At 61.4% G+C, this 17355-nt stretch carries 19 protein-coding genes; 9 read left to right on the top strand and 10 right to left on the bottom strand.

All coding sequences use genetic code 11. The features are described from left to right. Positions 1–38: 38 nt before the first annotated feature. Entirely contained in the window at positions 39–362 is a 324-nt protein-coding gene (locus BG455_RS12970; protein WP_071470409.1) for a 2Fe-2S iron-sulfur cluster-binding protein, read from the bottom strand. Between the two features lie 174 nt (positions 363–536). Here BG455_RS12970 and BG455_RS12965 point away from each other — a divergent pair, with 174 nt between their 5' ends. Then, complete coding sequence (locus BG455_RS12965; protein WP_071470408.1) at positions 537–983, top strand: peptidoglycan-binding domain-containing protein; 447 nt, start codon at positions 537–539, stop codon at positions 981–983. Positions 984–1055: 72 nt separating this feature from the next. Here the strand turns inward: BG455_RS12965 and BG455_RS12960 are convergent, their stop codons facing one another. The 7 genes from BG455_RS12960 to BG455_RS12930 all read right to left on the bottom strand — a co-directional run bounded on the left by BG455_RS12960 (position 1056) and on the right by BG455_RS12930 (position 7708). Continuing rightward, the gene (locus tag BG455_RS12960) at positions 1056–2528 is read right to left on the bottom strand and encodes a Do family serine endopeptidase (RefSeq protein ID WP_071470407.1); all 1473 of its coding nucleotides are present in this window, start codon (positions 2526–2528) and stop codon (positions 1056–1058) included. A 146-nt stretch (positions 2529–2674) separates the two neighbouring features. Continuing rightward, positions 2675–2878 (bottom strand): DUF2065 family protein, encoded by a 204-nt coding sequence (locus tag BG455_RS12955; RefSeq protein WP_071470406.1) that lies wholly within the window; start codon positions 2876–2878, stop codon positions 2675–2677. 12 nt (positions 2879–2890) lie between these two features. Next, positions 2891–3895 (bottom strand): protease modulator HflC, encoded by a 1005-nt coding sequence (hflC, locus tag BG455_RS12950; RefSeq protein ID WP_084386392.1) that lies wholly within the window; start codon positions 3893–3895, stop codon positions 2891–2893. Beyond that, positions 3895–5019, bottom strand: a complete 1125-nt coding sequence (hflK, locus tag BG455_RS12945) for an FtsH protease activity modulator HflK (RefSeq protein ID WP_071470405.1) — start codon at positions 5017–5019, stop codon at positions 3895–3897. The genes hflC and hflK overlap by 1 nt, the downstream gene beginning before the upstream one ends. A 70-nt stretch (positions 5020–5089) precedes the next feature. After that, positions 5090–6454, bottom strand: coding sequence for a glutathione-disulfide reductase (gorA, locus tag BG455_RS12940; RefSeq protein ID WP_071470404.1), 1365 nt, complete (start codon positions 6452–6454; stop codon positions 5090–5092). A 9-nt stretch (positions 6455–6463) separates the two neighbouring features. Continuing rightward, positions 6464–7252 (bottom strand): ribose-5-phosphate isomerase RpiA, encoded by a 789-nt coding sequence (gene rpiA / locus BG455_RS12935; protein ID WP_071470403.1) that lies wholly within the window; start codon positions 7250–7252, stop codon positions 6464–6466. A 99-nt stretch (positions 7253–7351) separates the two neighbouring features. After that, positions 7352–7708 carry a c-type cytochrome gene (locus tag BG455_RS12930; RefSeq protein ID WP_170124700.1) on the bottom strand — a complete coding sequence of 119 codons (357 nt, stop codon included), beginning with the start codon at positions 7706–7708 and terminating at the stop codon, positions 7352–7354. A gap of 181 nt (positions 7709–7889) precedes the next feature. On the opposite strand from BG455_RS12930, the gene BG455_RS12925 reads away from it, so the two are divergent. After that, positions 7890–9260 (top strand): L-serine ammonia-lyase, encoded by a 1371-nt coding sequence (locus tag BG455_RS12925; RefSeq protein WP_071470602.1) that lies wholly within the window; start codon positions 7890–7892, stop codon positions 9258–9260. A 69-nt stretch (positions 9261–9329) separates the two neighbouring features. Further along, positions 9330–9686, top strand: a complete 357-nt coding sequence (cutA, locus tag BG455_RS12920) for a divalent-cation tolerance protein CutA (RefSeq protein WP_211307039.1) — start codon at positions 9330–9332, stop codon at positions 9684–9686. On the opposite strand, the gene BG455_RS12915 is transcribed toward cutA, so the two are convergent. Together BG455_RS12915 and BG455_RS12910 are read right to left on the bottom strand one after the other, a co-directional pair. After that, the gene (locus BG455_RS12915; protein WP_071470401.1) at positions 9662–10075 is read right to left on the bottom strand and encodes a VOC family protein; all 414 of its coding nucleotides are present in this window, start codon (positions 10073–10075) and stop codon (positions 9662–9664) included. The two genes, cutA and BG455_RS12915, sit on opposite strands and share 25 nt — an antisense overlap. A gap of 30 nt (positions 10076–10105) precedes the next feature. Continuing rightward, on the bottom strand, positions 10106–11068 hold the full coding sequence (locus tag BG455_RS12910; protein ID WP_071470400.1) for an L-threonylcarbamoyladenylate synthase: 963 nt from the start codon (positions 11066–11068) through the stop codon (positions 10106–10108). A 126-nt stretch (positions 11069–11194) separates the two neighbouring features. Here BG455_RS12910 and BG455_RS12905 point away from each other — a divergent pair, with 126 nt between their 5' ends. From BG455_RS12905 to BG455_RS12880, 6 genes are all read left to right on the top strand, one after another. Then, positions 11195–12901 (top strand): acyl-CoA dehydrogenase, encoded by a 1707-nt coding sequence (locus tag BG455_RS12905; RefSeq protein WP_071470399.1) that lies wholly within the window; start codon positions 11195–11197, stop codon positions 12899–12901. Between the two features lie 14 nt (positions 12902–12915). Then, positions 12916–13944 (top strand): MBL fold metallo-hydrolase, encoded by a 1029-nt coding sequence (locus BG455_RS12900; RefSeq protein ID WP_177190888.1) that lies wholly within the window; start codon positions 12916–12918, stop codon positions 13942–13944. A gap of 88 nt (positions 13945–14032) precedes the next feature. Further along, positions 14033–14167 (top strand): aa3-type cytochrome c oxidase subunit IV, encoded by a 135-nt coding sequence (locus BG455_RS12895; protein WP_071470397.1) that lies wholly within the window; start codon positions 14033–14035, stop codon positions 14165–14167. 28 nt (positions 14168–14195) lie between these two features. After that, positions 14196–14828: a hypothetical protein gene (locus BG455_RS12890; protein WP_071470396.1), complete on the top strand. Its 633-nt coding sequence runs from the start codon at positions 14196–14198 to the stop codon at positions 14826–14828. 7 nt (positions 14829–14835) lie between these two features. Then, positions 14836–15486, top strand: coding sequence for an RluA family pseudouridine synthase (locus BG455_RS12885; RefSeq protein ID WP_071470395.1), 651 nt, complete (start codon positions 14836–14838; stop codon positions 15484–15486). Positions 15487–15660: 174 nt separating this feature from the next. Then, a complete protein-coding gene (locus BG455_RS12880; protein ID WP_071470394.1) occupies positions 15661–17352 on the top strand; it encodes an NAD(P)H-dependent oxidoreductase subunit E in 1692 nt (563 codons plus the stop codon). The last annotated feature ends 3 nt before the right edge of the window (positions 17353–17355 follow it).

Raw genomic sequence — 17355 nt, 5'->3', positions numbered from 1 at the left:
GGCATATTGCCCCGGACGATTTTTACCTGAAGCGCAGGTCAGATTTGCTTTTCGGGCATATGCACTTTCAGCCCGTCCAGCGCATCGCTGACCTTCAACTGGCAGGTCAGGCGGGAGCGCGCGGGGTCGGGTTGATACGCAAAATCCAGCATGTCTTCTTCCATCGGGTCTTTTGCGGGCAGTTTTTCGACCCATTCGGGCGCAACATAAACATGGCAGGTGGAACAGGCGCATGCGCCGCCGCAATCAGCCTCGATGCCGGGAATGCCGTTATCGCGCGCGCCTTCCATAACGGTCAGCCCATTGGCAACCTCGACGATATGTTCTTTTCCATTGAATTCGACATAGGTGATCTTGGCCATGAAACCCTCTTTCTGACGTAACTCTCTGGGTGGGGATAAGCCAGCACGCGCAGTTTGACCAGCCGAATTTCTGCCTTGTTGCGTCGGTGTATTGTCACACATCCAACCCTTTTTCGCCCGAATTTACTGGCATCATTTTAAAAATGAACGGTATGATTTAGCTTAGAGGGTGATATGTCACATACAGAATCACAAAAACGCTGGTGGGGCGCCGCAGTCGCGCTGATGGTGGCCGTATTTTCCGGGCCAGTTGCGGGTGAGTCTGTCATGGTCAGTCAGGCCCGAACCCAACTCTCTACAATCTCACTTGCGGCCCCTTCGGCGCGGGTGTGTTGGGCGCGCTACGCTTCGGGAACAGGGCGCACCAGCGCCAATATTATCGAAGAAGTGGCGTTTCGGGTGCCATGCCCTGAACAGATGACCCATGGGTTCATGCATGCGTTGCAACGCAGTCTGGCCGCGCGCGGCTTTTATTCGGGGCAGGTGACAGGCAAGCCAGATGCCCAGACACGCGCTGCTGTGCAGGCGTTTCAACGCGCCAATGGGTTCAACAGTCCGATCCTGACGCTAGAGACGGCGCAGCATCTGGGGCTTGTCCCGATAGAGTTGCAGCGAAACTGAACGCGCCCATCTCGAGAATAAAAAACGCGCGCCAACCGGGCGCGCGTTTTAAGCTCTTGTGGGGTAGGGGGGTTACTCTTCCAAGCTTAGCGCAACAAAACGCGGGTCGCTGTCGCGGCGCAGAAGAACCAGCAAGGACCGGCGGCCCGCATCGCGCGCTTGCTGCGCCAATGCTTCCAAATCCTCGATCGAGGTGATGGGCTGTTGGTTGGCCTCGGTAATCAGATCACCTGCCAGAATGCCTTTTTGTGCGGCATCGCTGTCGTCTTCGACCGCGCGCACGATAAGCCCCGTGGTACTGGCGGTCAGGCCCAGTTCCTCGCGCAGGGTGTCATCCAGCTCTTGCAAGGTCATGCCCAGAAAGCTGCTTGGTTCTGGCGGTGCGCTGGGGGAGGGGGCCGTTTCGCGCGCAGCCGCTTCAAACAACTCGCGCTGCCCAAGTGTGACCGTCAGCGCGACTTCTTCGCCACTGCGGAACACGATCACTTCCACATCGCGCCCCACACCGGCATCGCCCACGCGGCGCACCAGCATGCGTGTGTCACGCACTTCGCCATCATCGAACCGCAAGATCACGTCACCTGCCAGCATGCCCGCATCCAGCGAGGGGCCTTCCATCACATCGGTGACCATAGCGCCGCGCGGATCGTCAAGGCCGATTGCTTCGGCCATTTCTTCTGTCAGGTCTTGGATGCGCACGCCCAGCCAGCCGCGACGGGTTGACCCGAATTCCTGCAACTGATCCACGACATTCAGCGCGACATTCGACGACATTGCAAAGCCGATCCCGATAGAGCCGCCAGTGGGCGATAGAATGGCCGTATTCACGCCGATGACCTCGCCATCCATATTGAACAATGGCCCGCCAGAGTTGCCGCGGTTGATGGCCGCATCGGTCTGGATGTAGTCGTCATAATTGCCCTGCAACGCCCGCCCGCGCGCCGAGATAATGCCGGCGCTGACAGAAAAGCCCTGACCCAGCGGGTTGCCAACGGCAATCACCCAATCGCCTACGCGCGCAGCTTCCGCATCGCCCCAAGGCACGAAGGGCAGCAACGCATCATGATCGACTTTCAGCAGCGCAATATCGGTTGCGGGGTCGGTCCCCACAAGTTCTGCATCCAGTTCCAGACCAGAGAAGAACTCGATCCGGATTTCATCGGCCCCCTCGATGACATGGTTGTTCGTCACAATATACCCGTCATCAGAAATCACAAAGCCTGAACCAAGCGCCTGATTGCGGCGCGGGCGGTTCGGGCGTCCTTCCGGACCATCGAAAAAGTCACGAAAGAAATCCTCGAAAGGCGAGCCTTCGGGCAAACGCGGCGCATCGTCCAGACGGGCCTCGATTGTGGTTGTCGTGGTGATGTTGACAACTGCGGGGCTGACCCTTTCTGCCAGATCGGCAAAGCTTTCGGGGCGGTTGACCTGCGCTTGCGCAACTGCGACCTGTGAGACGACAAAGACCAGCGCCATAGTCAGGGCCAGCAGCATTTGTGGAATGCCGGACCGCCTTGGTCGCGTGGTCATGGCGTAAGACATCATGGAACTCTCCTATTCATGTAATCGGCGGGGGCGCTGGGCCTCCAATGCCTTGGGCGTAATCTATGGCGCTTCGGCGTAAACGCAATTTGCGTTTCGGACTTTCAACCAGATGTGACACATTGTCAGACAGCAGGTGCCAGAAAGGCTTAGCTTGCGACGATCATGCCGGACAGTGTTACCAGAACGGCCCCAAGCACCAATGCGACCATCCCGATCATGCGCCGCGCGTCAATCGGCAGGCTGGCCAGCATCCGCAATATGTCTTCAATACGACGAGGGGCCAGTACAAAGACCAGCCCCTCGAAAACCAGAACCAACCCAAGGGCCAGCACCAGTGTGTGCAATGTCATACCCGCAAGCCCTTAGTTCCCGATAATGGCTTCAAGCTCGCGTACAGCGTCAGGTTCTTCCGGGTCTGCTTCTGGCGCGCGCTGGCGGAGCATTTCAGGGTCTTGCGCCACAGCTTCTGCTGCATCGCGCGCTGCTTGCAGCACAATGTCTGAAGCACCATCAGAACGCAGGAAGGTGAAGAACTCGCTATCCGGGCGCAGCACCATCGAGGCATTATCCCCGCGCAAGGCACTTTCATAGCTTTGCATAGAACGGGAGAATGCGAAGAATTCCGGGTCCAGATTATAGGCATCGGCATAGACGCGGTTACGTTCTGCGTCTGCTTCACCGCGAATGATCTCTGCTTCGCGGCGCGATGCCGAAACCAGTTCGATCACAGTCCGGTCTGCAAGGGCGCGCACACGCTGTGCGGCCTCGTTCCCGCGTGCCCGCTCATCTGCGGCTTCACGCTCGCGCTCTGCGCGCATCCGTGCGAAGGTTGCTTCAAGGTTCTCGCGTGGCAAGTCGGTGCGGGTCAGGCGAACGTCGATCACTTCGATCCCGAGTGTCTCGGATTCGCGACGCGCCAGATCCCGAATGCGGTTCATCAGGCCGGTCCGGTCTTCGGACAGAACGGCATTCGATGGCACCGAACCCAGAACTTCACGAATGGCGGCATTCATGATGCGGTCCATCCGGCCTTGGGCGGCACGCACACCATCCACGCCAACCGCTTCGCGGAAGCGGCGCACATCCGTCAGGCGCCAGCGCAGGAACGCGTCAACGACAAGGCGGCGGTCATCCAGCGGTGTGACTTCCAGGGGTTGCGTTTGCAGACCCAGAATCCGCGCGTCATAGCGCACGACTTCCTGAATGAAAGGGATCTTGAAGCCAAGGCCCGGCTCTGTAATCTCTTGTTTTACCTGACCGAATTGTAGCACCAGCACGTTTTCGCGTTCATCGACAATGAACAGGGACGAAAATACCGTGATGATCGCCACAACCAGAACCGGCAGCAATAATCCTGCTTTTTTCATCAGTTGGCACTCCTTGTCCGGTTCAACGAGTCGAGCGGCAGATATGGCAGCACACCAGAACCACCCGCTTCAGAGCCGGTCACATTGTCTAGGATTGTCAGGTTCATGTCACCCAATACGCGCTCCATGGTTTCCAGATACATCCGTTTGCGCGTCACTTCGGGCGCGTTCACATATTCCGAATAAACCGAGACGAAACGTGCGGCTTCACCCTGTGCGTTGTTCACAACTTCGGCGCGATAGGCTTCGGCTTCTTCCTGAAGCTGTGCTGCCTGACCCCGTGCCTGTGCCAGTACGCGGTTTGCATAGGCATCGGCTTCGCGTTCAAGCCGGTCCCGTTCCTGACGTGCGGTCTGCACATCGCGGAACGCGTTGATCACGCCTTCGGGTGGGTCGGCCTTGTCGAAGTTCACACGAATAACAGCGATCCCGGATTCGTAGCTGTCCAGCAGCCCTTGCACCGCCGCGCGCAGATCGGCAGCGATCGAGCCGCGATCACGGTTCAGAATGGGCGAGAGTTCCGAGCGTGCGATAATATCGCGCATCGCGGATTCCGATGCAGCGCGCACAGTCTCGCGCGGGTCGGCCAAGTTGAACAGGAAGCGCGCGGGGTCTGTCACGTTCCAGACAACCTGAAATTCGATATCCACCACCGCTTCGTCACGCGTCAGCATCAGGCCGGTATCCAGCGCGCTGCGTCCGGTGCCCACTTCGGTGACACGTTCTGTGGTGACCTGCACAACCTCATGCGACACGACAGGCCAAGGGGCAAAGTTCAGGCCCGGATTGCCGGTCTTGTAATATTGGCCAAACAGCAGTTCGACCGACCGCTCTTCAGGGCGCACTGTGTAGAAGGATGCAAAGGCCCACATGACGACCAGTGCAACCAGACCAATCAGCACGCCGCGCTTCGAGAAGCCCGGACCACTGCCCAATCCACCACCTTTGCCGCCACCGCCGCCGCCCATAAGGACGCGCAGCTGTTCCTGGCCTTTCTTCACGATCTCGTCAATCTCGGGCATGGGAGGCTGGCCATCACCGCCGCGGCCACCGCCGCCGCTGCCGCGATTTCCACCGCCGCGATTGCCGCCCCCTCCCCAAGGTCCACCGTTGTTCCCAGACATCTGGACTCCATTCATTGTTATGGTTTCATATTTGTTCAGAAGGTGGGCTGAAACCCGCCTAATTCAACCCTCAATCGGTGTGGCTGCGCGTCGCAGTCCGCATTGTGACCAGTTCCTCTGCCATCGTCGGATGCACAGCAAGGGTCCGGTCAAAATCGGCTTTTGTTGCATTCATGGCAACAGCGACCCCAGCAAGTTGTATCATCTCGCCCGCATGATCGGCGGCGATGTGACATCCTAACACCTTGTCAGTTGTGCGGCAAACAATCAGCTTCATCATCGCGCGATTGTCACGGCCTGCGAACAGGCTGTGCATCGGCCGGAAGGCGGCGCAATAGACATCAACAGGGCCTTGCGCGCGGGCCTCCTCTTCGGTCAGGCCGACTGTGCCGTATTCGGGCTGTGTGAAAATCGCCGTCGGGATCAGGCCGTGGTCGAAATATGTGGGCTTGCCGCCAAAGACTGTATCGGCAAAGGCATGCCCCTCGCGGATCGCCACAGGGGTCAGGTTTGCGCGGTCTGTCACATCGCCCACCGCAAAGACCGAAGGGATGGCTGTCTGGCTGTATTTATCCACCGGAATTGCGCCATTGGCTTTCAAGTCCAGTCCCAGCGTATCCAGCCCCAGCCCGTCACTGTTGGGGCGGCGTCCGGTTGCGAACATCACAGCGTCATAGCACCCATCATGGCCGGTTGTCGCCTTGACCCATGTTTGCCCGTCACGTTCTTCCATCTCCAGCACATCGGTGCCCAGATGCAGGTCAACGCCATTGGCCAGCATTTCATTGGCGATATGCCCGCGCGCTTCCTCGTCAAAGCCGCGCAGGATTTGTGCGCCGCGGTAGAATTGCGTGGTTTTAACGCCAAGGCCGTTGAAGATGCAGGCAAATTCGCTGGCAATATAGCCCCCGCCCACAATCAGCAGCGATTTCGGCAAACTGTCCATCTTGAACACTTCGTTCGAGGTCATGGCCCCGAAGCCTTGCCATTTTTCGGGCACGACGGGGCGTCCGCCGGTGGCGATCAGGACGTGTTTTGCCGTCACCTCGCGCCCATCGGCAAGGCGCACCTCATGGGGGCCTGCAAGCGTGGCGCGACAGTCGAAAATCTCGACCCCCGCGCGTTCCAGATTGCCGCGATACGCGCCTTCCAGCCGGTCCAGCTCGCCCTCTAGCTTGGTGCGGAATGCGCCCCAGTCGAACGCGCCAATCTGCGCGTCCCAGCCATAGGCTTGTGCATCGGCCACCGCGCCGGGGAAGCCCGATGCAAACACCATCAGCTTCTTGGGCACGCAACCCCGAATAACACAGGTGCCGCCCATCCGGTATTCTTCGGCCAGCGCAACCTTTGCGCCGTATTCAGAGGATGCAATGCGCGCCGCGCGCACCCCGCCAGAGCCGCCGCCGATTACAAACAGGTCGTAGTCAAAATTCATTGCAGCCCCTTACAGGTCGGAAAAGATATTGCGCGCATCCTCAAGGTCGATCTGGCGCAGGCTGGTTTCGGGTGTGCCGCTGCTAAGGTCGCGCATCTCGCAGGTGCCATCGGCATGCCCGATGACCACCTGATCGGCGATATCCACGAACAACCCGTTTTCCACAACACCCGGCACCTGATTCAGCACAAGCGCCAGTTGCCGCGCATTGCCGATCCGGCCAAGGTCCAGATCAAGGATGTAATTGCCCTCATCGGTGATAAAGGGCTTGTCGCCGTTCACGCGCAGGCTGGATTGCTGGCCCATCACATCCATCGAGGCCAGAACCTCTTCCACCAGCGCCTTGGTGGCGCGCCAGCCAAAGGGGATCACCTCGACCGGCAGGGGGAAGGCGCCCAGCGTTTTCACTTCCTTGGCCGCATCGGTGATGACGATCATCTGGTCGGACGCCGTTGCCACGATCTTTTCTTGCAACAGCGCGCCGCCACCGCCCTTGATCAGCGTCAGTTCGGCGTCAAATTCATCTGCGCCGTCAATCGTCAGGTCCAGCCAGCGCGCCTCGTCCAGTGACACGACATTGATGCCGACATCGCGCGCCAGTTGGGCGGTGCGGGTCGAGGTGGGCACAGCGATGATGCGCAGCCCTTCCTGCTTGATCCGCGCGCCAAGGCGGCGCACCATCCATGCAGCGGTCGAGCCGGTTCCAAGACCCACGCGCATTCCGTCCTGCACGAAATCTGCGGCACAATGCGCGGCTACATATTTCGCGCGGTCGATTGGTGTAAGCTGGTCAGTCATTGCGTGCCCTCATCATCACTCGCGCAGGTTATAGGCGTTTTGCACGGTGAGGTTAAAGCAGAATCGGAAGATATGGGGCCAGTTCTGGTGCGCGCGGCCCTAGCGCTGGATCGACTGAAGATAGGCATCCAGCGCAATCACCCGCTCTGGCAGGGGGCGCGACAAGCCACGGTCTGTCTGCACGCGTGTCAGTCGCCCTGTCAGCAGATCGCCAAAATTGGGCATTTCCGCATCCGCATAGACCACCGCGCCGCGTGCATAGCCATCCAGCTTGTCCAGAACCATACGCTGCGGGTAGCTGCCGCCTGCGCGCGCTGCCAGCGCTGTCAGGTCCGGCACCTGCGCGCCGCCGCGTCCATCGTCGCCATGACAGGCCACGCAATTTTGCGCATATATGCTGCGCCCCGCCTGTGGGCTTGTCCAAGGCGAGCAGGCCGCGCTGGAAAGCGCGAGCATGGCCGCAAGGGTAGCGTATCTTCCAAGTGTTATCATAGCGTCAAGAGTGCCGCATTTTAGAGAGTCTGCCAAGGGGGTGCGGCTGAAACTGGTCTTCTTTCGCGCAATTCATGTCGCAGCGCGCTATGTCCCGCGCCCTGTTTCCGGTTAGACAGAAGGCATGCATCCAAAAGGGGGCCGCATGTTTTTGTCAGTATTCGATATGTTCAAGATCGGGATCGGGCCGTCATCCTCGCATACGATGGGGCCGATGGTGGCGGCCTCGCGGTTTCTGGACCATTTGCGGGGCCTGTCCTTTTCGGTGGCAGGGCTGCGCGCCTCGCTGCATGGCTCCTTGGCCTTTACAGGGGTGGGCCATGCAACAGACCGCGCCGTAATCCTAGGGTTGGCAGGGTTCACGCCCGAAGATTATGACGCCGCGCGCGCCGAACAGGTCTTGGCGCAGATCACGGCCAGTGGCCAGATTGATGCGGCAGGGCTGGGCACGTTGACTTTTGCGCCCAAGACCGACCTGATTTTCGATTATGACACCAAGCTTGCAGGCCATGCCAACGGCTTGCGGCTGATGGCGACCGACAGGCAGGGCGATGTGATTGCACAGGAAATCTATTATTCCATCGGCGGCGGCTTTGTCGTGACGGAAGGGGAACTGACCGCGCCGCCGCGCAAGTCCGATGCTGACTACCCCTATCCGTTCGAGACGGCGGCGCAGATGCTGGCCATGGCGCGCGACAGCGGCAAATCGATTGCGGCGATGAAACGCGCCAATGAACTGGCCACCCGCAGCCCCGTCGCGCTGGATCAGGGCATGCGCCGTATCTGGCAAGTGATGAATGATTGCATTGACCGTGGCATGCGCGCCGAAGGCATTTTGCCCGGTGGCTTGCAGGTGCGCAGGCGGGCAGCAGCGATCCACGCAGCACTGGAGGCAGAGCGCGGCCTGAACATGAACGCGCCGCACACGATCAATGACTGGATCAGCGTCTATGCCATGGCCGTGAATGAAGAAAACGCCGCAGGCGGGCAGGTGGTGACCGCGCCCACCAATGGCGCGGCGGGTGTGGTGCCCGCGACAATCCGTTACTGGCTGGACCATGTGCCCGGCGCAAACGAGGCGCGCGTGGGCGAGTTTCTTCTTACAGCGGCGGCAATTGGCGGGCTGGTCAAGCATAATGCGTCAATCTCTGGCGCGGAATGCGGCTGTCAGGCCGAGGTGGGCTCTGCAGCCGCAATGGCGGCGGCGGGGTTGGCCGCCGTTCTGGGAGGCACGCCCGAGCAAGTGGAAAACGCCGCCGAAATAGCGCTGGAGCATCACTTGGGGATGACATGCGACCCTGTCAAAGGGCTGGTGCAGGTGCCCTGCATTGAACGCAACGGGCTGGGCGCGATCAAGGCGATTTCCGCCGCCAGCCTTGCCCTGCGCGGCGATGGTACGCATTTCATGCCACTGGACAATTGCATCGAGGCAATGCGCCAGACAGGGGCCGATATGTCCGAGAAATACAAGGAAACCGCGCTGGGCGGGTTGGCGGTGAATGTGCCCAATTGCTGATCTGTCCTCGCTGTGACTTGAGGCAGATCATGGTTTCTTCGCGCAACTGCCGCCATATCTGGGCAACAGATGCACAGATCAATGGAGGCATGGATGGACCTGTTCGAGGTCGAGGTCACCTGTCCCGACAAGGACAGCGCCCGCGAAATTGCAAGCGCCTGCCTGCGCAACAGGCTGGTTGCCTGCGCCAATCTTTTACCAAAGGTCGAAAGCCTGTTTTGCTGGCAGGGGCAGATCGATTCCGAGACGGAAGTTCTGCTGCGGCTGAAAACCCCTGCCTGCAATTTTGACGCGGTCTGCGCGCAGATACGCGCAAACCATCCCTTTGAACTGCCCGCGATTATCGCCTTGCCAGTGCAGGCGATGGGGCCGGGCGTGGCCGATTGGGTTTTGCAGGAAACTCAGCTAGCGAAAATCTGCGACTGATCGGTATATCCCTTCACCTCGATCGGGTTGCCAGACGGGTCGCGGAAGAACATGGTCCATTGCTCGCCCGGTTGGCCCTCGAACCGAAGGGAAGGGGGAAGGACGAATTCAACGCCCGCATCCTGCAACCGCTGGGCCAGGGCCGTGAACCGCGCTGCATCCAGCACCAGCCCGAAATGCGGCATCGGCACCATGTGATCGCCAACTTTGCCTGTGGGGGCATTGGCAAACGGCGCGCCCTTGTGCAGGCTGATCTGGTGGCCGAAAAAGTCGAAATCAACCCATGTATCCGTGCTGCGCCCTTCAGCGCATCCCAGCACCTTTCCATAAAAAGCGCGCGCCTCATCCAGATCGCGGACATGATAGGCAAAATGAAACGGCATCAACATGGCATACTCCTTGGGGTTGGTGTGGCAATGTCAGCTTGTGCGCGGGGCGGCGGCGCGGCGCAAGCGGTCGTTTATTGCGCCACCCAACCCGTGATCGGGGACAGGGGCTACGGCAATCGCGCGGCCTGTTGCATCGGCATCATGCAAAACGGCAAATAACCGCGCGGCCGCCTCGCCCAGATCGCCTGTGGGGGAAAGGGTCATTTCGGCAGTGGCACAGTCGGGGCCAAAGCCGATCCAGATTTCATCTGGTTCGGGCGCGGTTGCATCCAGCCGCACCGCCGCGCGCGGCGCATAATGCGAGGCAAGCTGGCCGGGCGCAGTGATCGCCCCTTGCGGGGCATGGGTCGGAGATGCGCCGCTCTGCGCCGCTATCGCCTCTCGGCTGATGCCGCCTTCGCGCAAGATTACAGGCTGGCCCTGGTCAAACCCGATTATTGTCGATTCCACGCCCACCGCGCAGGCGCCGCCATCCAGCACTGCCGCAATGCGCCCCTTCAGCCCTGCCAGCACATGCGCGGGCGCGGTTGGGCTGATTCGGCCCGAGGGGTTCGCCGATGGCGCAGCCACCGGCCCGCCGAACTGTTCCAGCAGCGCGCGCGCAACAGGGTGCGCGGGCACACGGATGGCCACAGTCTCCAGCCCCGCAGTCACCGCCGGTGCCAGCCCATGCCCCGCGCGCAAAGGGGCAACCAAGGTCAGCGGCCCCGGCCAGAATGCGCGCGCAAGCCCGAGTGCGGCATCTGGCAAAACGGCATAGCGCGCAGCCTCGGCCAGAGATGCAACATGCACGATCAGCGGGTTGAAAGACGGGCGCCCCTTGGCGGCAAAGATCGCGGCCACGGCGGCGTCACTGCGTGCATCACCTGCCAGCCCATAGACGGTTTCCGTGGGCATGGCGACCAGCTGGCCCGCCGCAAGCAGATGCGCGGCACGCGCAATGCCTGCGGCATCCTGGCCAAGCATTTCCGTTTTCTGGTCGGGTTCATTCATTTATGTGACGCCGCGTTTTGGTTTGGAATCCTGCCTCGCGCCGCTAAGACACAAGGGACGCATCGTCTTATGCGCTTGGCACGCGCTTGCCAAGCCGGTCCGACCCTCTGCCCGAAGGAGCCACATATGCCCTACCGCGCCCCGACCCGCGATTTCGCCTTTCTGCTAGATCATGTCGTAGCCTTTGATCAGGTGCGCCAGACCGACCGCTTTACTGACGCAACGCCAGAGACGACGACCGCGATTCTGACCGAAGCGGGCAAGCTGTGCGAGATGGTTTTGGCCCCCTTGCAGCGCGTGGGCGACCAGCATCCGGCGCGGCTGGAAAACGGGGTGGTGCGCACCAGCCCGGGCTTTGCGCAGGCTTTTGGGGCAATCGCCGAGGGCGGCTGGCTGGGCATGGCGGCTGACCCCGAATATGGCGGGCTTGGTCTGCCGCAGACTTTGGCCACCGCTGTCAATGACATGATGTCTTCGGCCTGTCTGGCCTTGCAGCTTGCACCGCTGATGACCCAAGGCCAGATCGAGGCTTTGGAACACCACGCCGACGATACGCTGAAAGCCCGCTTCCTGCCCAAGCTGATTTCAGGCCAATGGTGCGGCACCATGAACCTGACAGAGCCGCAAGCCGGCAGCGATGTGGGCGCGCTGCGGACCAAGGCTGAACCGAATGAGGATGGCACTTATGCGATTTCGGGCCAGAAGATTTACATCTCTTGGGGTGACAATGATTTCACTGAAAATGTCTGTCATCTTGTGCTGGCGCGCCTGCCTGATGGTGCGGCAGGCACGCGCGGGATCAGCCTGTTCATGGTGCCCAAGTTTATTCCCGATGCCGATGGCGCGGCAGGTACGCGCAATGGGCTGCGCGTGGTCAGTCTGGAACACAAGCTGGGGCTTCACGGCTCGCCCACGGCCGTGATGGAATATGACCGCGCCACCGGCTGGCTGGTGGGCAAGCCCCATCAGGGGATGGCGGCCATGTTCACCATGATGAACAATGCCCGCGTGGGTGTGGGTGTGCAGGGAATTGGCGTGGCCGAAGCGGCCTATCAGCACGCCCTTGGCTTTGCGCTGGACAGAAAACAGGGCAAAACGCCTGTGACCGGCACAGGGCCAATCGCCGAACATGCAGATGTGCGCCGCGCGCTTTCAATGATGAAGGCCGAAATTTTTGCCGCGCGCGCCATCGCACTGGCCAATAGCGTTGCCATTGACATGGCGCGGGCAAGTGGCGCGGCGGATTGGGCCGCGCGCGCCGCATTTCTGACCCCGATCACCAAGGCGCATGGCACCGATATCGGCTGCGAAGTGGCGGGCGCGGGCATTCAGGTCCATGGCGGCATGGGCTTTGTCGAGGAGACGGGCGCTGCGCAATATCTGCGCGATGTGCGCGTGACCACGATCTATGAAGGTACGAATGGCATTCAGGCCATGGACCTTGTTGGCCGCAAGCTGATGGACGGGGGCGAGGCGGCCTTTCGTCTGTTGCAAGAGATCGAGGATGGCGCAGAGGCCGCGCGCGCCGCGCTGCCCGATCTGGCAGAGCCGGTCTGGCAGGCCGCAGAAACCCTGCGCGAGGCGACAGAATGGCTGGTTGCGCAAGACATGCAGGACCGCTTTGCAGGGGCAACTGCCTATCTGCGTGCCTTTGCCCGTGTGCTGGGGGCCCATTACCATCTGCGCGCCGCAATGGCAGGGGACGGGCCGCGCCGCGCGCTGGCGCGCGTGTTTATCATGCGGGTGCTGCCCGAACATACCGGCCTTTTGGTGCAGGCCCGCGCTGGCGCATCCGCCCTCTATGCCCTAAGCGACGCGGATCTTGCCGCGTGAGGGATGAAAGTGACATGACAGGTCTGCGCTACCCGTTCGAGGATGCGCCCGAAGAGGGCACGGCCACCGAAATTGCCGAAGGCGTGCTTTGGGCGCGCCTGCCGCTGCCGATGGCGCTGGACCATGTCAATGTCTATGCGCTGGACGATGGCGCGGGCTGGACGATCTTTGACACAGGGTTTGACACAGGCCGCACGCGGGGCATCTGGGCCAAACTGCTATCCGGCCCCTTACAGGGCAAGCCCGTCACACGCGTGATCGCCAGCCACCACCACCCCGACCATATCGGGCTTGCGGGCTGGTTTCAGGCCGATGGCGCGGAACTCTGGGCCAGCCGCACGGCGTGGTTGTTTGCAAGAATGCTGGTGCTGGATGAACAGGACCGCCCCGCGCCGGAAACAGCTGAATATTGGCGCAAGGCGGGCATGGACCCCGAGATACTGGCCCGCCGCCTGTCCGAGCGCCCTTTCAATTTCTGCGATGTGGTGGCTCCCTTGCCGCTGGGTTTTCACCAGTTGCGCGACGGGGGCGTATTCCGCGCAGCGGGGCGTGAGTGGGATATACGGCTGGGGCAGGGCCATGCCCCCGATCAAGTGACGCTGTGGAGCCGCGATTGCAATCTTGTGCTGGGGGCAGATCAATTGCTGCCCTCGATCTCGCCCAATCTGGGCGTCTACGCCACCGAGCCAGAGGCAGACCCCGTGGCCGACTGGCTGCAAAGCTGCACAGCCCTGCAAGATATCGCCCGCGAAGACCATCTGGTTCTGCCCGGCCACAAGCTGCCTTTTACAGGGCTGCCGCTGCGTCTGCGCCAGAAAATCGAGAACCACCACGGCGCGCTGCGCCGCCTGCGCGCGCATCTGGCCACGCCGCGCAAGGCGTCAGACTGTTTCGCCCCCCTGTTCAAACGCCAGATCACCGAAGGGGTATATGGTCTGGCACTGGTCGAGGCCGTGGCCCATCTGAACCATCTGGTTGCAACCCGACAGGCGCGGCGCTTTGCAGATGAAGAGGGTGTCTGGCAATGGCAGGCAACCGGCTAAGCCCATGCGCGCGGTTGCGCAAAGGGGGTGACAGGCGCGCATGGATCGGCTATCGGATTCACAAAACTTGACTCTACAGGAGGCCATTATGGCAGAGCATGAGCATGGCAAGATGGACACCACAGAACAGGAAAAGACCTTTAACGGTTTTGTCCGCTGGTCGGTCTGGGGTGCGGCAATCAGCATTGGCGTTCTGATCTTCCTCGCGCTTGCCAATTCCTGACCCCGCAGGCGGGAGCAAGGCCAATATCATGATCGTTTCACGCAATGTCTGGCATCTGCGCCAGACAGCAACCTTGCTGGTTGCGTTATTCGGGCTGATGCTGCTTTCGGCTTGCGCCGAGCAGATCTGGGCCTCGGACGAGGCGGTACAGACGGCCCGCCACCAGCATGGCGGCGCGCCAGAGCTGACGCTTGTCACGATCATGAACTACGCTTCAAAGCGGGGCGATCATGCGGCGCTGTTCATCAACGGGTCAGAGCGGGTGCTTTTCGACCCCGCAGGCAGCTGGACACTCGCCACGATCCCCGAACGCAATGATGTGCATTTTGGCATGACCTATGCCGCGGGCGCATCTTTCTATGCCAGCCATGTGCGCCCGTCACATTACGCCGTGGTCCAAAGGCTGGTCGTGACCCCGGACATGGCCGAACAGGCCATGGCGCTGGCCTTGCAGGCGGGGCCAGTGCCGCCTGCGCGCTGCGCTGCGGCCACATCTGCGCTGCTGCGCCAGCTTCCGGGCTTTGGCAATGTCACCGCGACGTTCTTTCCGAAAGCCCTGATGGAGAGTTTCGCACAACTGCCCGGTGTGCAAACCTATGAGTTGCATCACGACGCGCCGGACTATCAGGCCGATCTGCTGCGGGTGCAGCGGCCATTGTGACACAGCGATGACGGAATTCATCTATGCCCCCCCCGAGGGCGCGCCAGTTGTTCTTTATGAAGATCATGAACTGGTGCTTGTCGACAAGCCTGCAGGGTTGTTGTCAGTTCCCGGAAAAGGCGCGCATATGGCCGATTGCATGATCGCGCGGCTGCGGGTCGGGTTTCCGGAAATCCTGCTTGTGCATCGGCTGGATCTGGACACATCGGGCGTGATGGTTTTCGCGCGCACCCCCCATGCCCAGCGGCATCTGGGGCTGCAATTCGAGAAACGCCAGACCCGCAAGACCTATATCGCGCGCGTCGCAGGGCAGGTGACCGAGCGCGCGGGGCGGGTTGACCTGCCCTTGGGCGTGGATTGGCCCAACCGCCCGCGCCAGATGGTCTGCCACGAGACAGGCCGCCCCGCACAAACCGATTGGGCACTGATCCGCCATGAAGGGGACACTTCACGGCTGCGGCTTATGCCGGTCACCGGCCGCAGCCACCAGTTGCGGGTGCATCTGCTGGCACTCGGGCATCCGATATTGGGCGACCCGCTTTATGCCAGCGGCGCGGCGCTTGCGCATCCGCGCATGATGCTGCACGCGAAGGAATTGCGCCTGCGCCACCCTGATGGCGGGCGGGGTATGACAATTTCTGCGGCTGTTCCGTTCTGATCTGGCCGGGCAGGGGGCGACTGCCCCCTCTTGCGCCAAGGCGCAATTCACCCCCGTGAGTATTTGTAGCAAGAAAATGGGCGATAGGCATTGCCTATTGAATAACGGATTTATGATATTGAAATGTGTTTGATCCTTTGGCAGCACGGGGCAAAGCTGGCAAAGGAAAGACAGATGGCATTGGATCAGGCAGGCGGCAAAGGGGTCTGGAAATCTGGCCGGGGCAAGGGGCGGCACACGCCCAAAGGGCGCCAGTATGAGGATGAGGCGCTGGCAGAGGTTCAGGCGCTGCTGGCCGAGCGCCCGCGCCGGCGCGATTTGCTGATCGAGTTTTTGCATCTGTTGCAGGACGCATATGGCCATTTGTCTGCGCGCCATCTGCGCGCGCTGGCCCATGAAATGCGCCTGTCCATGGCGGAAATCTGGGAGGTGGCCAGTTTCTATGCCCATTTCGATCTGGTCAAGGAAGGCGAGGTGCCCCCCCCCGCGCTGACGATCCGAGTGTGCGACTCGCTGTCATGCGAACTGGCGGGGGCGGAGGCTTTGGTAAGCGCGCTTGAGGCGGGCATGGACCCGTCGCAGGTGCGGGTTCTGCGCGCGCCCTGTATGGGGCGGTGTGACACTGCGCCGGTTCTGGAACTGGGACACAACCATATCGACCATGCGACGCCCGAGAAGGTCGCGGCTGCGATTGCCGCAGGTGATACGCACGCCCATCTGCCGCCCTATCAGGACTTGTCTGCCTATGCGGCGGAAGGGGGGTATACGACCCTTTTGGAGCTGCGACGCTCTGGGGATTGGGAGAAGGTGCAGGATTTGGTGCTTTCCTCTGGCCTGCGGGGGCTTGGCGGGGCCGGTTTTCCGTCGGGCAAGAAATGGGGCTTTGTGCGCGCCAATTCCGGCCCACGCTATCTGGCAGTGAATGGCGATGAGGGGGAGCCGGGCACCTTCAAGGACCGCTACTATCTGGAACGCACCCCCCATCTGATGCTGGAGGGGATGCTGATTGCCGCTTGGGCGGTGGAGGCCGCGCGATGTTATATCTATATGCGCGACGAATACCCGGCTGTGCTGGAAATTCTGCGCCGCGAGATTGCCGCGCTGGAAGGCGCAGGGCTTGTGGAGCCGGGCTATATCGAACTGCGGCGCGGTGCGGGGGCCTATATCTGCGGTGAAGAATCCGCGATGATCGAATCGATCGAGGGCAAGCGCGGCTTGCCGCGCCACCGCCCCCCATATGTTGCGCAAGTCGGCCTGTTTGGCCGCCCGACGCTGGTGCATAACGTCGAAACCCTGCATTGGGTGGCGCGCATCTGCCGCGAGGGGCCGGAAATCCTGAACGCGGTCCAGAAGAATGGCCGCTGCGGCCTGCGCAGTTTCTCTGTCTCGGGGCGGGTGACGGCAGCGGGGGTGTATCTTTTGCCCGCAGGATCGACGATCCGCGATGTGATCGCGGCGGCGGGTGGCATGGCGCAGGGGCATGTGTTCAAAGCCTATCAGCCGGGGGGGCCGTCCTCGGGCCTGTTGCCTGCGCATATGGACGACATCCCGCTGGATTTCGACACATTGCAGCCGCATGGCACCTTTATCGGTTCGGCCGCCGTGGTGGTGCTGTCTGACCAAGACCGCGCGCGCGATGCGGCGCTGAACATGCTGCGATTCTTCGAGAGTGAAAGTTGCGGGCAATGCACGCCCTGCCGCGCGGGCTGCGAAAAGGCGGTGAAGCTGATGCAGGCCGACCACTGGGACCAGCCGCTGCTGGAGGAATTGTGCACTGTGATGCAGGACGCATCCATCTGCGGGCTGGGGCAGGCCGCGCCCAACCCGATCCGGCTGGTGATGAAACATTTTGCAGGTGAGGTCTAAGCC

Source organism: Roseinatronobacter thiooxidans (assembly GCF_001870675.1).
GTDB lineage: Bacteria > Pseudomonadota > Alphaproteobacteria > Rhodobacterales > Rhodobacteraceae > Roseinatronobacter > Roseinatronobacter thiooxidans.
The sequence above is the reverse complement of the archived record's forward strand: the minus strand, read 5'-3'. Positions and strand labels throughout refer to the sequence as shown.

What these genes read in the sequence shown, in the direction of transcription:
- BG455_RS12970 (WP_071470409.1), bottom strand. Translation starts at nt 362, where the DNA reads ATGGCCAAGATCACCTATGTCGAATTCAATGGAAAAGAACATATCGTC.
- BG455_RS12965 (WP_071470408.1), top strand. Translation starts at nt 537, where the DNA reads ATGTCACATACAGAATCACAAAAACGCTGGTGGGGCGCCGCAGTCGCG.
- BG455_RS12960 (WP_071470407.1), bottom strand. Translation starts at nt 2,528, where the DNA reads ATGATGTCTTACGCCATGACCACGCGACCAAGGCGGTCCGGCATTCCA.
- BG455_RS12955 (WP_071470406.1), bottom strand. Translation starts at nt 2,878, where the DNA reads ATGACATTGCACACACTGGTGCTGGCCCTTGGGTTGGTTCTGGTTTTC.
- hflC (WP_084386392.1), bottom strand. Translation starts at nt 3,895, where the DNA reads ATGAAAAAAGCAGGATTATTGCTGCCGGTTCTGGTTGTGGCGATCATC.
- hflK (WP_071470405.1), bottom strand. Translation starts at nt 5,019, where the DNA reads ATGTCTGGGAACAACGGTGGACCTTGGGGAGGGGGCGGCAATCGCGGC.
- gorA (WP_071470404.1), bottom strand. Translation starts at nt 6,454, where the DNA reads ATGAATTTTGACTACGACCTGTTTGTAATCGGCGGCGGCTCTGGCGGG.
- rpiA (WP_071470403.1), bottom strand. Translation starts at nt 7,252, where the DNA reads ATGACTGACCAGCTTACACCAATCGACCGCGCGAAATATGTAGCCGCG.
- BG455_RS12930 (WP_170124700.1), bottom strand. Translation starts at nt 7,708, where the DNA reads ATGCTCGCGCTTTCCAGCGCGGCCTGCTCGCCTTGGACAAGCCCACAG.
- BG455_RS12925 (WP_071470602.1), top strand. Translation starts at nt 7,890, where the DNA reads ATGTTTTTGTCAGTATTCGATATGTTCAAGATCGGGATCGGGCCGTCA.
- cutA (WP_211307039.1), top strand. Translation starts at nt 9,330, where the DNA reads ATGCACAGATCAATGGAGGCATGGATGGACCTGTTCGAGGTCGAGGTC.
- BG455_RS12915 (WP_071470401.1), bottom strand. Translation starts at nt 10,075, where the DNA reads ATGTTGATGCCGTTTCATTTTGCCTATCATGTCCGCGATCTGGATGAG.
- BG455_RS12910 (WP_071470400.1), bottom strand. Translation starts at nt 11,068, where the DNA reads ATGAATGAACCCGACCAGAAAACGGAAATGCTTGGCCAGGATGCCGCA.
- BG455_RS12905 (WP_071470399.1), top strand. Translation starts at nt 11,195, where the DNA reads ATGCCCTACCGCGCCCCGACCCGCGATTTCGCCTTTCTGCTAGATCAT.
- BG455_RS12900 (WP_177190888.1), top strand. Translation starts at nt 12,916, where the DNA reads ATGACAGGTCTGCGCTACCCGTTCGAGGATGCGCCCGAAGAGGGCACG.
- BG455_RS12895 (WP_071470397.1), top strand. Translation starts at nt 14,033, where the DNA reads ATGGCAGAGCATGAGCATGGCAAGATGGACACCACAGAACAGGAAAAG.
- BG455_RS12890 (WP_071470396.1), top strand. Translation starts at nt 14,196, where the DNA reads ATGATCGTTTCACGCAATGTCTGGCATCTGCGCCAGACAGCAACCTTG.
- BG455_RS12885 (WP_071470395.1), top strand. Translation starts at nt 14,836, where the DNA reads ATGACGGAATTCATCTATGCCCCCCCCGAGGGCGCGCCAGTTGTTCTT.
- BG455_RS12880 (WP_071470394.1), top strand. Translation starts at nt 15,661, where the DNA reads ATGGCATTGGATCAGGCAGGCGGCAAAGGGGTCTGGAAATCTGGCCGG.